13 protein-coding genes are annotated in these 15,010 nt (G+C 64.1%); 10 read left to right on the forward strand and 3 right to left on the reverse strand.

Annotated elements, in window-relative coordinates; genetic code table 11:
• The first annotated feature begins 101 nt into the window (after positions 1-101).
• The 3 genes from pcsA to glgX all read left to right on the forward strand — a co-directional run bounded on the left by pcsA (position 102) and on the right by glgX (position 4,287).
• Positions 102-836, forward strand: a complete 735-nt coding sequence (gene pcsA / locus MF134_RS08580; RefSeq protein ID WP_255339028.1) for a phosphatidylcholine synthase — start codon at positions 102-104, stop codon at positions 834-836.
• A gap of 36 nt (positions 837-872) precedes the next feature.
• Positions 873-1,847, forward strand: a complete 975-nt coding sequence (locus MF134_RS08585; protein WP_255339029.1) for a quinone oxidoreductase family protein — start codon at positions 873-875, stop codon at positions 1,845-1,847.
• Positions 1,848-2,028: 181 nt separating this feature from the next.
• On the forward strand, positions 2,029-4,287 hold the full coding sequence (gene glgX / locus MF134_RS08590) for a glycogen debranching protein GlgX (RefSeq protein WP_255339030.1): 2,259 nt from the start codon (positions 2,029-2,031) through the stop codon (positions 4,285-4,287).
• Between the two features lie 30 nt (positions 4,288-4,317).
• Here glgX and MF134_RS08595 read toward each other — a convergent pair whose 3' ends face one another.
• The 3 genes from MF134_RS08595 to MF134_RS08605 all read right to left on the reverse strand — a co-directional run bounded on the left by MF134_RS08595 (position 4,318) and on the right by MF134_RS08605 (position 6,469).
• Positions 4,318-5,193 carry a DMT family transporter gene (locus MF134_RS08595; protein WP_255339031.1) on the reverse strand — a complete coding sequence of 292 codons (876 nt, stop codon included), beginning with the start codon at positions 5,191-5,193 and terminating at the stop codon, positions 4,318-4,320.
• 101 nt (positions 5,194-5,294) lie between these two features.
• On the reverse strand, positions 5,295-6,041 hold the full coding sequence (locus tag MF134_RS08600; RefSeq protein ID WP_255339032.1) for a PspA/IM30 family protein: 747 nt from the start codon (positions 6,039-6,041) through the stop codon (positions 5,295-5,297).
• The gene (locus tag MF134_RS08605; protein WP_255339033.1) at positions 6,038-6,469 is read right to left on the reverse strand and encodes a YjfI family protein; all 432 of its coding nucleotides are present in this window, start codon (positions 6,467-6,469) and stop codon (positions 6,038-6,040) included. Before MF134_RS08605 ends, MF134_RS08600 begins: the two co-directional genes overlap by 4 nt.
• Positions 6,470-6,623: 154 nt before the next feature.
• Here MF134_RS08605 and MF134_RS08610 point away from each other — a divergent pair, with 154 nt between their 5' ends.
• The 7 genes from MF134_RS08610 (at position 6,624) to MF134_RS08640 (ending at position 14,886) form a co-directional block, all read left to right on the forward strand.
• Positions 6,624-7,682, forward strand: a complete 1,059-nt coding sequence (locus tag MF134_RS08610; RefSeq protein WP_255339034.1) for a potassium channel family protein — start codon at positions 6,624-6,626, stop codon at positions 7,680-7,682.
• Complete coding sequence (locus MF134_RS08615) at positions 7,679-8,341, forward strand: DUF2491 family protein (protein ID WP_255339035.1); 663 nt, start codon at positions 7,679-7,681, stop codon at positions 8,339-8,341. The genes MF134_RS08610 and MF134_RS08615 overlap by 4 nt, the downstream gene beginning before the upstream one ends.
• Before the next feature lie 93 nt (positions 8,342-8,434).
• Positions 8,435-8,836, forward strand: coding sequence for a DUF350 domain-containing protein (locus MF134_RS08620; RefSeq protein WP_255339036.1), 402 nt, complete (start codon positions 8,435-8,437; stop codon positions 8,834-8,836).
• An 11-nt stretch (positions 8,837-8,847) separates the two neighbouring features.
• Positions 8,848-9,411, forward strand: a complete 564-nt coding sequence (locus MF134_RS08625) for a DUF1190 domain-containing protein (protein WP_255339037.1) — start codon at positions 8,848-8,850, stop codon at positions 9,409-9,411.
• 39 nt (positions 9,412-9,450) lie between these two features.
• Positions 9,451-10,608, forward strand: coding sequence for a glutathionylspermidine synthase family protein (locus tag MF134_RS08630; RefSeq protein WP_255339038.1), 1,158 nt, complete (start codon positions 9,451-9,453; stop codon positions 10,606-10,608).
• A 246-nt stretch (positions 10,609-10,854) separates the two neighbouring features.
• Positions 10,855-13,644 (forward strand): SEL1-like repeat protein, encoded by a 2,790-nt coding sequence (locus MF134_RS08635; RefSeq protein ID WP_255339039.1) that lies wholly within the window; start codon positions 10,855-10,857, stop codon positions 13,642-13,644.
• Between the two features lie 261 nt (positions 13,645-13,905).
• On the forward strand, positions 13,906-14,886 hold the full coding sequence (locus tag MF134_RS08640) for an alpha/beta hydrolase (protein WP_255339040.1): 981 nt from the start codon (positions 13,906-13,908) through the stop codon (positions 14,884-14,886).
• Positions 14,887-15,010 lie beyond the last annotated feature (124 nt).

The raw sequence follows: 15,010 nt of genomic DNA on the forward strand, positions 1-15,010 counted from the left end.
TTTGGCAATGGTGCGAACGATCGGCCACCGGAACGAATGGTCGCATCGCCGGTTCGCTCTTGAGACGCAAAGCACGTGGCGCGGAGGAACGACAGTCCGGCATGTCCGAAGTACCTGAACAATATGACCGCGCCGACCGGTGGCGCGCCTTCGCGATCCATCTCCTGACCGCCAGCGGCGCCTTCATGGCCTTTCTGTCGCTGATCGCTGCCGCGGAGCAGCGATGGGTAGCGATGTTCGGCTGGCTGGGGCTCGCGCTCTTCGTCGACGGGATCGACGGCCCCATGGCGCGCAAGGTCAACGTCAAGGGCGTGTTGCCGAACTGGTCGGGCGATCTCCTCGACTCGATCATCGATTATGCGACCTATGCGCTGATCCCGGCCGTCGCGCTCTATCTCTCCGGCATGATCGGCCGTCCGTCATCCTTCGTGGCTGCGGCACTGATCGTGATCTCCAGCGCGATCTACTATGCCGACACGAACATGAAGACGAAGGACAATTTCTTCCGTGGCTTCCCCGTCGCCTGGAACTTCGTTGTCTTCACGCTCTTCGCGGTTCAGCCTCCGGCCTGGGCAACCTTCACACTCGTGGTGATCTGCTCGGCCGCGACCTTCCTGCCGATCAAGTTCGTCCATCCCGTGCGTGTGCGCATCCTGCGCCCGGTCACGCTCGCGATCGTCGCCGTCTGGTCGGTTCTGGGGGCGCTGGTCCTGATCCAGGATTTCGACGTCTCGGCCTGGGTTCGGTGGGGACTTGTGGCCACGGGGCTCTATCTCCTGTGCCTCGGCGGCGTGTTGCAGCTTCTCGACCGGCTGCGCGGCGTCCGCTCCACGTGACGGCAGAGCAAGAGCGAGAGGGAGAGACAAAGAGCCATGACCAAAGCGATCATCGTGAAAGAGACTGGCGGGCCGGAAATGATGTCCTTCGAGGACCACGATCCCGGACGCCCCGGACCCGGCGAGATCCTGGTCGAGCAGAAGGCGGCCGGCATCAACTTCATCGATGTCTATTTCCGGACCGGGCTCTACAAGTCCGAGACCATGCCCTTCGTTCTCGGCAAGGAAGGGGCCGGCGTGGTGGCCGAAGTCGGCGAGGGGGTCACGCTGTTCAAAGCGGGCGATCGCGTCGCCTATAACGGCGTCTCCGGCACATACGCGGAAAAGATCGTCATACCTGCCGAAAAGGCCGTGGCGGTTCCCGACGCGGTCGAACTCGAAACTGCGGCCGCGGCGATGCTGAAGGGCATGACGGCGGAGTATCTTCTCCGGCGGACCTATCCGGTGACCAAGGACACGGTGCTCTTGTTTCACGCGGCTGCCGGCGGCGTCGGCTTGATTGCCGGCCAATGGGCAAAGCATCTCGGTGCCACTGTCATTGGCACCGCCGGTTCCAAGGAAAAATGCGACCTCGCCCTCGCGAATGGCTACGACCACGTCATCAATTATCGTGAGTCCGACTTCGTCGAGGAGGTGAAGCGGATCACGAATGGCGAGAAATGCCATGTCGTCTATGATTCCGTCGGCAAGGACACCTTTCCCGGCAGCCTAGACTGTCTGAAGATGCGCGGACTTTGGGTGACCTTCGGCCAATCCTCCGGCAAGCTCGATCCGATCGACACCGCTATCCTCAACCAGAAGGGCTCGCTCTTCTGCACGCGCCCGAGCCTCTTTGGCTACGTGACCAATCGCGAAGAGCTGGAAGCGTCGGCCGCGGCGCTGTTCGACGTCATCGCCTCGGGTGCTGTGAAGATCACGATCGGCCAGACCTATCCGCTCGCCGAGGCGGCCCAGGCCCATCGCGATCTGGAAGGGCGGAAGACGACTGGCGCGTCGATCCTGACGATCTGACCATCATCGTCGGCCGGGCTCGGGGGCATCGTCCGACCGGCCGCCGAGCCCGGCAGGCCGCCTCGCCGGATGGTGGGCGGCCCTCGCCTGATGTGCGCTGCAAAATTTGATCCGGCCGCGGGGGAACTTCGCGGCACAGGCCAAGCTTACTCTGCCTCAAGCCTTATTTCGGAGCATTTTCGTGACGGTTCACATCACACCGAACACCACCCAGAGCCATCGCGCCGCGCCGGGCGTCAAGCGTTCGCGCATCCGCGAAGGTCAACCGTTTCCCCTCGGGGCGACCTGGGACGGCATCGGCGTCAATTTCGCGATCTTTTCGGCCAACGCCACCAAGGTCGAGCTTTGCCTTTTCGACTACGATGGCAAGGAAGAGATCGAGCGGATCGAACTGCCCGAATACACCGACGAGATCTTCCACGGCTACATGCGCGATGTGCGACCCGGCCAGATCTACGGCTATCGTGTCTACGGACCCTACGAGCCCGATGCCGGACACCGCTTCAACCCGAACAAGCTTCTGATCGACCCTTATGCCAAGCAGCTCATCGGCGAGTTGACGTGGGATCATGCGCTGTTTGGCTACACGATCGGCCACAAGGACAAGGATCTGTCCTTCGACGAGCGCGACTCGGCCCCCTTCATGCCGAAATGCCGGGTCGTCGACCCGGCCTTCACCTGGGGCGACGAACGGCGTCCGAAAGTCTTCTGGGACCGCACGATCTTCTACGAGACCCATGTGAAGGGCTTCACCATGCGCCATCCGGCCGTGGGGGAGCGGGACAAGGGCAAATTCGCCGGGATGATGACGAGCGAAGTCATCGACTATATCCGCAGCCTCGGCGTTACTTCCGTCGAGTTCATGCCCGTCCACGCCTTTGTCGATGACAGCTATCTCGTCGACAAGGGATTGCGGAACTACTGGGGCTACAACACGATCGGGTTCTTCGCACCCGATCCGCGCTATCTGGCGTCCTCCTCGATCAACGAGTTCAAGGAACTCGTCTCGGCCTTTCACCATGCCGGGCTCGAGGTGATCCTCGACGTCGTCTACAACCACACGGCCGAAGGCAACGAACTCGGACCGACCCTGTCGATGAAGGGCATCGACAACGCCACCTATTACCGGCTGATGCCCGAGGAGCCCCGCTACTACATCAACGACACGGGCACCGGGAACACCGTCAACACCAGTCACCCGCGGGTGATGCAACTCGTCACCGATTCTCTGCGCTATTGGGCGGGCGAAATGCGCGTCGATGGTTTCCGCTTCGATCTGGCGACCATCCTCGCCCGCGAGCCGACCGGCTTTTCCGAGGAGTCGAGCTTCCTCCACGCCTGCATGCAGGACCCGCTCCTGTCGCAATCGAAGCTCATCGCCGAACCGTGGGATTGCGGGCCCGGCGGCTATCAGGTCGGCCGCTTCCCGCCGGGTTGGGCGGAATGGAACGACGGCTATCGCGACACGATCCGCGCCTATTGGAAGGGCGATTCCGGCATGCTGCCGACGGTCGCCGACAAGATTTCCGCCTCGGCGGCGATCTTCGACAAGCGGGGGCGCAAACCCTGGGCTTCGGTGAACTTCATCACCGCCCATGACGGTTTCACCCTGCACGATCTCGTCAGCTACAATGACAAGCACAACGAGGCGAATGGCGAGGATAACCGCGACGGGCACGACCACAACCTGTCCTACAATTACGGCCATGAAGGCCCGACCAAGGACAAGGAGATCGTCGAAACGCGTTTCCGGCAGATGCGCAATTTCTTCGCCACGCTCCTCTTCTCCCGTGGCACGCCGATGATCCTCGCCGGCGACGAATTCGCCCGCACCCAGGGTGGCAACAACAACGCCTATGCCCAGGATAACGAAATCGGCTGGGTGGACTGGAACGTGACGCCTGAAAGCCGGGCGCTGGCCCGCTTCGTCCAGAAGCTGATCATGCTACGCCAGTCGCTGGCGATGCTGAGGCGCGGCACGTTTCTCCACGGCACCTATGACGAGGAACTCGGCGTCAAGGACGTGGCCTGGATCCGGCCCGACGGTCAGGAATTCGAGGACGGCGACTGGTCGGACGAGGATGCGCGCTGCTTCGGCTTGCTCCTGGACGGTCGGGCGCAATCGACGGGCATCCGGCGGCCGGGAACCGATGCGACGATGCTGATCGTGCTCAATGCCCATGACGACGTCGTCAATTTCGTGCTGCCCTCGGCCCCCGGCGGAACCCGCTGGCGCTGCGTCATCGACACCAATCTGCCGCAACGCGAGGAACTGGAGCCCTTCGACTTCGAGACCGAATACATGGCGACGGGGCGTTCCTTCCTGGTCTTCATGCTGGAGCCGGACGAGACCGACGAAACCCAGGAAGAGGCGCGGCGCTCCTTCGCCCATATCTCGGAGGCCTTCGCCCGTTCGGCTGGTGATGCGCTCCGGATCTGACGACCGCTGACTGCACGGTGGGCCTCGCGCTCAGGCGACGGCGCGGGGACCGTGGTTCTCGCGCCACCAGATGTAGAGCCCGCAGAAAACGAGGATCGCGGCCCCAAGCGCCGTGCTCGGCCGCAGCGGATCGCCGAAGACGACGACGCTCAGGACGCTGGCGGCAAGCACCTGGATGTAGAGGAAGGGCGACAGCAGCGAGGCCGGGGCGTGGGAGAACCCACGGATCAGCAGGAAGTGGCCGAACGCGCCGACAAAGCCGATGGTCACCATCAGAGCGAAGGGAACCGGCTGCGGGGTCTCCCAGATCGGTATGACGATCAGGGTCAGGACGATCGTGCCCGGCGCCGACGTGTTGAACATGGTCGCCGCCGAATCGTCCCGGCCAGACAGTCGCCGCGTCAGCATCAGATAGCCGACATTGGTGAAGGCCGCCGCGACCGCCAGGAACAGCGCCGGGTCGATGGCCGAGAAGCCGGGCTGCAGGATCACCAGCATGCCGATGAAGCCGCCGATCACGGCGCCGATCCGGTGAATGCCGATCCGCTCTTTCAGAAAGAGCACAGAGAACACGGTGATGAGGATCGGCGTGAAGAACAGGACGGCCGTGGCGTCGGCGAGCGGGACTTGCGAGAAGGCCGAATACATCAGCCCGGTGGTGACGAGGAGGGCCGCGCCGCGCAGGCCCTGCAAGACCGGATGAGCGGTCTTGAGAAAGCCGGGGCCCTGCCGGGCCAGGAGCACGCCGCCGGTCAGAAGCGTCTGGAACATGTAGCGGCCCCAGATGACCTGCAGGACCGGCATCAGCCCGGTCAGATATTTGCCGAGGGAATCCTGGACGGCGAAGACCGTCCCCGCCGTGAGCGTCAGGAGGATGCCGGTCAGAAGCGATGAGAGGGGAGGCAATCGAGGGTCCAAACAAGAAGCACCCCGACCGTTGGGCCGGGGTGCAGGGATTCAGGCGTTGAACGTCGGCTCTTGTCGAGCCGCATGTTGCAGCCTGGCGATCAGGAATCCTTGGGCTTGTCGAGGGCGGGTGAACCGCCCGGCCCCGCGATCGAGGGCGAGGAATTGCCGCCCATGATCTGCGCCAGAACGTCGTCCGCCGACTGCGACTGGCCGCCGATCCCGGCTGCCAGAAGCTGACGGTCGAGATCCGAGCCGGATTCGAGCGCCGCCAGTTCCTGACCCGCTTCGAGACGGCCCTGCGTCATTTCCTGCTTCTTGCGGATGCGCTCCAGCGAATCCATGGCGTTGCCGAGCTTGGAATTGACGCCCGACTGGGTCGTGGCGATGGCCGACTGCGCCTTGATCAGGGACTCGTTGGCTTTCACGTTCTCGACCTCGCGCCGCATCTGCTGGATGCGCTGCTCGGTGTCCTGAACCGCCTTGATCATCTGCTGCTGGCGCTGATTGAGCCGCTCGAGTTCCGCTTCGTCGCGCGCCGCTTCGGTTCGCGTCTTGGCGATCCGGTCGGCGAGGCCGCGGGCGAGATCCTCACGGCCGGCCTGAAGGGCGGCCCTGGCGCTCTCGGTATCCTTGCGCTCCTTGGCGCGGGCCTCCTCAACCCGCCGCGACAGCGACTTGTTGGAGGCCATGATGCCGGCGAGATCGGAGCGCGCCCGGCGCAAGGCCTGCTCGGCATCGCGAATCTCCTGATCGAGGATCCGCAGGGCCTGTGTGTCGGCGGCCGCTTCCGCCGCCTCGTTGACGCCGCCGCGCACGGCGGTGAACAGTTTTCCCCAGACACTCATGCGCCGAATTCCCCGTTCTTCCATTCCTCGATCATGTCCGCCGCGTCGACCGCGTTGGCGGCGAGTACCGCGACCTCTTCCACCATCGCATGGGCGCTCGAGCGCGCCGACAGCGAGCCGAACAGTTCATACCACTCCTTGCCATCGATGGTGACGATGCCGAAGGTCGAGAGAGGCACAAGCTTGTGAGTGGAAAGGATCATCCGCTCGAACTCGTCCCGGCGGGGAACGGTGTCGGCGGGGGCGAGGATGACGCTGGCAAGCACCTGGTCCCCGCTGGCGGTGACGAGAACGTCGAGATCACCCTTTTCCTTGAGGGTGACGCGGATGACGTCGCCGGTCTCGACGATGGTCACGTCCACATCCCCCAGCGCTTCCGGGTCGGAAGCGAAGAGTTCGGTCAGACTGGCAAGATTCCACGGTTCCACTTGTTGTTCCTCGGTTGCCAAGAATCGTCGTGGGGTTCTACATCAGGAGCGGAGTCCTGTCCAAAGGGATTCGCCGTCGAAACGCCTCATGGTTGACTTTACGTAAGGTAGCGCTCCATAAGGCGCTCTTTGTTTCGCTTGAATCGGGTTCCGCGTGCCGGTTTTTTCACGCACTCTGCGTCGTTTGTATGTCGCTCTGGCCGAGCTCACCTGGTCGGCGGTGGTAGCGATCACACTGCTTCACATGGCCGGGAGCTGGCTGCTACTGGCGCTTGCCGGTGAGGACGGGCTGGTCGGAAGCCCGGTGGACTTCGTCTATTACTACATCGTCACGGCGACGACGGTGGGCTATGGCGACCTGTCGCCCGCTACCCCGCTGGGACGGATGCTGGCATCCTTCATCGTCCTGCCGGGGGCGATCGCAATCTTCACCGCCGTCCTGGGCAAGCTTCTGTCGGCGGTGAGCAATGTGTGGAGAGGCCGCATGAAGGGATTGGGCAATTATCACGATCGCTCGGGCCATGACATCGTTCTGGGCTGGCATGAAGGCTCGACGCGGCGTCTCTTGGAACTGCTTGCCGCTGAGCGCCGCACGGGGGAGCCGCCTACGGTGCTGCTCGCCAAGGATCTGGAACAGAACCCGATGCCCGACGCGATCGACTATGTGCGGGTCGAACGGCTCGCCGATCCGGAAGGGCTGAGACGGGCCGGCGCCGGATCGGCCCGATCGATCATCGTGCGCGGCGCCAATGACGACGAGACGCTCGCGGCCGCGCTCGTCGCCTCCGCTATCTGCGATAGCGGCCATGTGGTGGCTCATTTCGACTTCGAGACGACGGCCGACATCATGCGTCGGCAGGATCCAAAAATCGAGACGGTGACGTCGATGTCGTCGGAGCTCATGGTGCGTGCCGCGCGCGATCCGGGCTCGGCAAAGGTTGCAAACCTGCTCCTTTCCGCCGACACAGACGATACCGCCTATTCGGTGGTCGTGCCGCAAAATGCCGCCTCGTTTTCCTACAAGGACGCGCTGACCGCCATGCGCGGTCGTCACAATGTCACGCTGGTCGGCATGGCTCGCCATGGAAATGTCGATCTCAACTGTGAGGACTCGACAGAGATTTCGGCCGGCGATTCCCTCTACTACATCGCCGACCATCGCCTCGATCCCGGCGCCATCGCCTGGAGCAAGTTCGGAAAGGAAACCGCATGATTTCCTGGCCTTTCGGCGGCAAGGACAAGGCCGCGCCGCTTCCGAAGGAACGGGGGCCGCTGGGCGTGGCGATCGGCGGCGCGCTGGAGATCGATCTTCTGGCGCTTCACGCCGATACGGCCGGCGCCTCTCCCGGCATGGACCTGCCCGAGGGCGGCGATTTCATCGTCGTCGCCTATGGGGAGGCCCGTCTCGACGGCCAGACCATCCTTTCGCGCTATTACGACGAGGACGACCGCCTGCTGCAGACCCTGTCGGCCACTGGCAAGCCCGGCGATCCCGTCGACGATATCAGCATCTATTCGGCCTGGGACAGCGTGGTTCCGGCGAGCTCCGCCGAATGGGACCGCTGGACCGGGCGCGACGGCCTGATCGGCCAGCCCTCCTATGATGCCGACGGGATTATGTTCGAGCGCTTCTGGGGCGAGGGTGACGAGCGGGCCGATCTGGTGGAATTCGTCGAGGATGTTGACGACGGCCGCCGCATCCGGGCGATCCATCAGACCTGCATGCTGTATGCGCGGCCGCTGGGTCAGGCGCAGGAGATGCTTTTGATCAATATCGAACGTGATCTCGCCGAGGGCGCAAGGCGCCAGGGCGGTTCGGTGGAATTCCTGCTCGGATACGGACTATCTCCTGCGGATGTAAAGCGCGTTTGATGTTGCGGGCCTCGTCCATTGGGCGCGGCCGAAACCGGGGCGAAATCAAGAGGGCGCGACACGTTCGCTCCCGCTGATAAAGTGAGGGAATTCATGTTCGGTTATGTCGCGGGCCTTCCGGCCTTTCTTGCCTATTTCGTCTTCGGGCTGGTGCTCTACGGCCTGTTCACCTGGGTCTACACGGCCCTGACGCCGCACAAGGAAATCACCCTGATCCGGGCGGGCAATCCCGCGGCGGTCGTCGCCTTTCTCGGCGCGATCCTGGGCTTCTCGCTGCCTCTGTCTTCGGCGGCGGCCAATTCCGTCAGTCTGGTCGACTTCCTGATCTGGGCGGTCATCGGGGCTCTCGCTCAGATTCTCGCTTTCTTCGTCGCCTCGAAGACGATGACGCGGCTGCATGAGCGCATTACCGACGGCGAGATCGCGGCCGGCATCTGGGGTGCCGGCATCGCCCTGTCGGTCGGCATTCTCAACGCCGCCTGCATGACCTATTGAGGGAGGCGAGGATGCGCAGACGTTTTACCCGAAAGAGCCCGCCGATCCTGACGCTCGGCACGATCGCCGCGACGGGGCTGGTGCTGTCGGGCTGCGGCGACGAAGAACCGCGTGAGGTGCTCTTCAGCACGCCGCAGCAATGTGCCGAATCCGGCATCGACACGCAGATCTGCGAGGCCGAGTATCAGCAGGCCCTGCAGACCCATCTGCAGAGCGCGCCGAAATACGACGCCATGGAGGCCTGCGAGGCCGAATATGGCGAGGGCCGCTGCTTCGAGAGCGGCGGCAGCGCCGTCGGCCAGCAAGGCGGCGGGGGTTTCTTCGTTCCCTTCATGACCGGCTATGTCCTGTCTTCGGCGCTCTCGAATCTCAGCTACAGCCGTTATCGGAGCGACTATCGCTACGGTCCCTCCTATGTGAACACGCCGGTCTACCGGACGCGCACAGGCAACACCGTGACCAGCACGATCCGGGATGGTCAGTCGGTCACCCGGCCGGTCAACGTCAATACACGCACGGTCTCGCGGTCTGGCTTCGGCGGCCGTTCCTCCTCGCGAGGCTTTTTCGGTGGGTGAGGCCGTCCGTCATCGCTCGGTCGACCCGGCGAGGGCAGCGTGAAACGCATCGCGCTGCCCGAGCGGGAGAACTGGCGGGAGGCGGCCGAAGCCGTCGGCTTCGGCTTCCACGAAATGTATGGCGAGCCCTATTGGGTGGACGATGCGGCTTTCGTCTTCTCGCTCGCCGAAGTCGAGGAGGCGATCGAGGGCCCGTCCCAGGACCTGCACGACATGTGCATGGATCTGATCGGCGACATCGTCCGCGACGAGAAATTGCTCGAGCGCCTACAGGTGCCGGAGGACATGCGCGATCTCGTCGCCGAATCCTGGCGCCGGGGCGACCGGCATCTCTACGGCCGCTTCGACCTCGCCTATGACGGTACGGGGCCGGCGAAACTTCTCGAATACAATGCCGACACGCCGACCTCGATCTTCGAGGCGGCCTATTTCCAGTATAACTGGCTGACCGACAACGTCGCCCGCGGGGCGCTGCCCGAGGATGCCGACCAGTACAATTCGATTCAGGAGACCCTGGTCGAGGCGTTCGGCGCTTTCCCGAAGGAGCCGATCTTCCATTTCGCCTGCTGGACGGAAAGCGACGAGGATCGCGGCACGGCGGCCTATCTGATGGATTGCGCGGTCCAGGCCGGCCACCGCACCACCATGCTCGACATCCGCGATATCGGGGTCGATGCCGAGGGCCGTTTCACCGACACCGAGGACCGCGTCATCGATCTCCTCTTCAAGCTCTACCCTTGGGAAGACATGCTGCGCGAACCCTTCGCCAAGCATCTTTCGACCGCCGGGGCGATGATCGTCGAGCCGCCCTGGAAGACGCTCCTGTCGAACAAGGGCATCCTGCCGCTCCTCTGGGACCGCTATGCGGGGCATCCCAATTTGCTGCCGTCCTATTTCGCCGACGATCCCCAGGCCGCCACGCTGCGCGATGCCGTGCGCAAGCCGCTGTTCTCGCGCGAGGGCGAGAATGTCGAGGTGGTGAAGGATGGGAAGGTGGTCGAGACGACGGAAGGCTCCTACGGCAGCGAGGGCTACGTCGTGCAGGGCTGGACCGAACTCTTTCAGGCCGAGGGCGCCTATGCCGTACTCGGCTCCTGGGTTGTCGGAGACCGGGCCTGCGGGCTCGGCATGCGCGAGGACCGCTCGGCGATCACCCGCAATCTCTCCCGCTTCGTTCCGCACATCATCCTCGAATAGCGGGCGGAGATGCCTGTGGAGTCGCGCGCCCGCATGTCCGGGGGACTTGGTCGGCCCGGGGTGCGCGGCGGCGCCTGCACGATTCGTTGACGTAAAGGAAGTCCCTTGTCGGTTCACCCCCGGCAAGGTATTCCTCATCAAAGACTTGATTGGACGTCGCATGAGGCGATCATGCGCCGGAATACCGGCGAACATCGTTGTCCGAGCGTCCAACAAGGTGGAAATCGCTGCCCGAGGCCTGAACCGATGACGATTCCTTCGCGCCTTCGCCGTTTCGCCACGCTTTCGGTGGCCGGCGCCTTTCTGCTGGTGCCGCCGGCCGGGGCGCAGACCCGCCTGGCCCAGGCCACCGCCAATTGCGCGGAAGCGAAGGATCACTTCAAAATCGCCCGGGAGATCGGCACGCCGGCTGCCTTTCAGGCCCATATCGACGCCTTCGGGGCGTGCCCCTACGCGGAATTCGCGCGCATCCTGATGGGACAGGCTGCGGGCGCGGCGCCGGAGCCTCTCCCAGCTCCTGCCGAGCAGCCGCGCGAAACGGTCAGCCCGATCCCTGATCCTGTTCCCGATGCGGCCCAGGCTCCGGCTCCCGGACCGGCCGAAGACTTTCCCGATCCTTTCGCGGCCGATGGGGTCGAGACAGCCGATCCCGCGCTTCCGCCCGCTGCACCCGTGCCACCGCCAATTCCCGATGCCGGACCCGTCGACCAAGCCGGTCAGGACGATTCACGGCCGGACGTGGCGGAGGATCCCTTCTCCAGCGACCCCGACGAAGCGGCCGAGACCACCGACACGCAGCCACAACCCGTCCCGATTCCGGATCCGGATGCATCTTCTGCGGACGGACCCAGCGACATCGCTTCTCCCGAGGACCCGACCGCGCCGGCCAGCGGCGAGGCGAAGGTGCTCGCCGACACTTTCGTCGATCGGCTGAACGCGCTGCAGGACGGTGGAGGGCCAAGCGCACCTCGGGTGCGCTACGATTCCGCCAATCTCAACCGCGGCGACCTGTTCATCACCAATCTGCGGCTGACGAAGGATGATGGTACGCCCGAATGGAGCGGCATCACCTTCCCGACGACGGTCGTCTTGAAGCCGGAGATCGAGGCGGACGGGACCTTCGTGGCCTCGTCGGTCTTCATGAGCGAGGGCAGCATCCGCGCGGTCACCAACAATGGACCCGACGACCGGGTGGCAACGATCGAGTCGGCCTCGATCCTCAGCCCCCGGCTGCCGGCGCCGGGGTCTGAAGCGGCCGGGCTGGTGCCCATCACCATGACGGGTTTCGACATCGCTTCGATCGTCGGTTTCGACCCGGCGGGCGAGATCCTGAAGATCGATGCCATCCAGCTTTCCAGCGAAGGCGCACCCGGCGATCTCCCCACGAGCGGGGTCTTCACGGTCCGAAATCTGGTGTTCACGCCAGAGCAGATGGCGAGGCTCTCGGGCGACAGTGTCACCACCCTGGCGCCGTTCGGCGACGACTTCTTCGACTTCACCTTCACCGCCATGATGCAGCGCGATCCCGCCGCGAACACGATGCAGGTGCGGAAGGTGCTCGAGGTCTCTGACGAGGGGAGGCTGATCTTTTCGGTCGATCTGGCGAACGTCACCCCGAGCGACATTGAGACGATACTCGACGCGAAGAATCCGGCGGCGTTGCTCGGCCTTCAGGCGGGGCTCGAACGGGCCGAACTCTCTTTCACCAACGAGACGCTCGTCGACAAGCTTCTGACTTTCGTGGCGCAGACCCAGAATATCGACAAGCCACTCTTTGCCGCGGCGATCCCGACTGCGGCGCGCGACGCGATCCGCGATGCCACCGGCAATCTCGATCTGGCGGAAAACGTCGCCGCGGCGCTGCGTACTTTCCTGGCTGCACCCCAATCACTCGCCCTTTCGGTCAATCCGGAACAGCCGGTCCCCATCGTATCGTCGGCGTTTCAATGGCTGGGATCGCCGGACCCGGTTGCCCAGGCGTCGGTGCTTCGCCCGGCCGTCTCGGTGAATGGCGGCGCACCGGAATCGCTTCTTCTGGCGGCCCTGCCTTCGAATGATGGTGCACCGGCGGGCGGATCGGAACCCCCGCCGGTCGATCCGGTGCCTCTCCTGACTGCGCCCGAAGAGCCAGGGGCAAGCAATGTGCCTGAACCCTCGGCAGGCGGGGCTACCGCGTCGGTCGTCGCCCAGTGCGACCAACTGGCCGCCGATTCCGACGATCCGACCAAGCCGAGCAATGTGGCCGGGGTAAAGGCGCCCGAGGATATCGATTACGAAAGGGCGATCCCCGCCTGTGAAGCCGCGCACCGACTTGTGCCCGACGATGCGCGGATCACCTTCCAGTTGGGCCGCGCCTATCAGGCGGCGGGCCGGGACGACGAGGCCGCGCGGCTTTATCGCGAGGCGGCCGATGCCGGTCAGTCCGTCGCCCAGTACGAGCTTGCACTGGCCTATTATGACGGTCGCGGCGTCGAGGCCGATGTCGAAAAGGCGATCGAGCAGTTGCAGAAGTCGAGCGCGGCCGGAAACGGCTTTTCGAAATACTTTCTCGGCATCGAGAAGGTGAACGGCGCGAATCTTCCCCAAGACTATCCCGGTGCCTACCAGCTGTTCCAGGAGGCCGCCGAATTCGGCGTGCCCGAAGCCTTGGTCGAACTCGGCAAGATGGAATACAGCGGCCAGGGCGTGCCGGAAGATTATGCCAAGGCCTACGACTTCTACCGTCAGGCAGCCGAACAGGATGTTCCGGGTGGACATTTCTACGTGGGCTTCATGGACGCGTTCGGGATCGGCGAGCCCGGGGCCACCCCGCTTGATGCCGCCCGCAACATGATGAAGGGGCTGGCTCTCGGCTATGCCGACGCGCAAGAGCTGCTCGTCGCCGGCGGCGGCCAGATCTTCGATCAGCCGATCCGCGCGGCCATTCAGGACTATCTGAGAAGCGAAGGCTTCTACACCGGCAACAGCGACGGCATCCTGGGACCTGGCACGCAGCAGGCGATCAATGCCTGGCGAAACGCCAATAGCGGTGGCTGAGCGCCTTGGCCGCCACCGATCGCGTCGTATGCCTTTCTCCAGAGCTGCGGTCGCAAAATGGGCGGCGGCGCGACGTCCGTCGCCTGAAGGTCCCGGCCACCGGACCCGGGACCGGAGCGATTCGATCCCGCCGTGAACCTTCGTCGTTTCATCTCGTTTCCGAAACCGGCGCAGCGCCGGGTGGTCGTTCCGCTCTACAACGAACGGCATCGGCGCCTAGCTTAGATTGCCAACAGAAATACTATCGGCAGGACGATCGGCATGGCAAAGGCGCGACTTCAGATCGACGCGGCGGATTTCGACCCGGAAGGCAGAGACCCCGAACTGGTCGCGCTGAACGATTCCATCCGGCAGGAGCACAAGCAAAGGCCTGACCCATGGTCTCTGCCGATCGACAAGGTTCGACAGGTGCGCCGGGAGGGAAACGGCATCTTCCCCTATGCGCCGCGCGACAAGGCGGCGGAAACAGCGGTGCACTACGGATCGGCGGGTCGCGAGATCCCGATCCGGATCCTCAGGCCCTCCGATGGTGCGACGCGGGGAACCTACCTGCATTTTCACGGGGGCGGCTGGGTCTTCGGCCGCTGCGACGAGGGCGACCCCGCCCTGCGCAAGCTGGCGGATGCCACCGGCCTGACCGTCGTTTCGGTCGACTATCGCCTGGCGCCGGAGCATCCCTTTCCCGCCGCTCCGGACGATTGCACGGATGTGGCGCTGGCCCTGGCGAACGGCAATCTTGACGTTCCGCGAGGGTTCCTGGCGATCGGAGGGGAGTCCGCTGGGGCGCATCTTGCAGTGCTGACGCTGATCCGCTTGCGGGACGAGTACAAGCTGCGCCCCTTCGGCGCGGCCAATCTCGTTGCCGGCTGCTATGATCTCTCGCTGACCCCGAGCGTGCGCAGCGCGCCGGAAGAGCGGCTGGTCCTCAACGCCGAAGACATCAAGGAATTCATCCTGCGTTTCGTGCCGGACCACTATCATCTCAAGGATCCGCAGGTTTCGCCGCTCTATGCATCACTCCACGATCTGCCGCCGGCGCGCTTCAGCTGCGGGAGCTGTGATCTTCTCCTAGACGACACGTTGTTCATGGCCTCGCGTTGGGTCGCCAGCGGCAATTCCGCGGATCTCGCGATCACCAATGGTGGGGCGCACGTCTTCGAGGCCTTCCCCACCAAAGCGTCCACGCGATCGCTGGAAGGCATGTACGCCTTTCTTCGGAAAAAGATCGATTTTCCGGGATGATCTGTCGAGGGAAGGGGCGGAGACGCCCCCTTTCACACAATTCCTGCTCGGACACCTCAGGACGCCCTAACGTTATGAGTCCGCTCGACGAATCACGACCGTCAGTCGTGTTTATGAAGCAATA

It is taken from the genome of Jiella marina (genome assembly GCF_024359545.1).
Classification (GTDB): Bacteria; Pseudomonadota; Alphaproteobacteria; order Rhizobiales; family Rhizobiaceae; genus Jiella.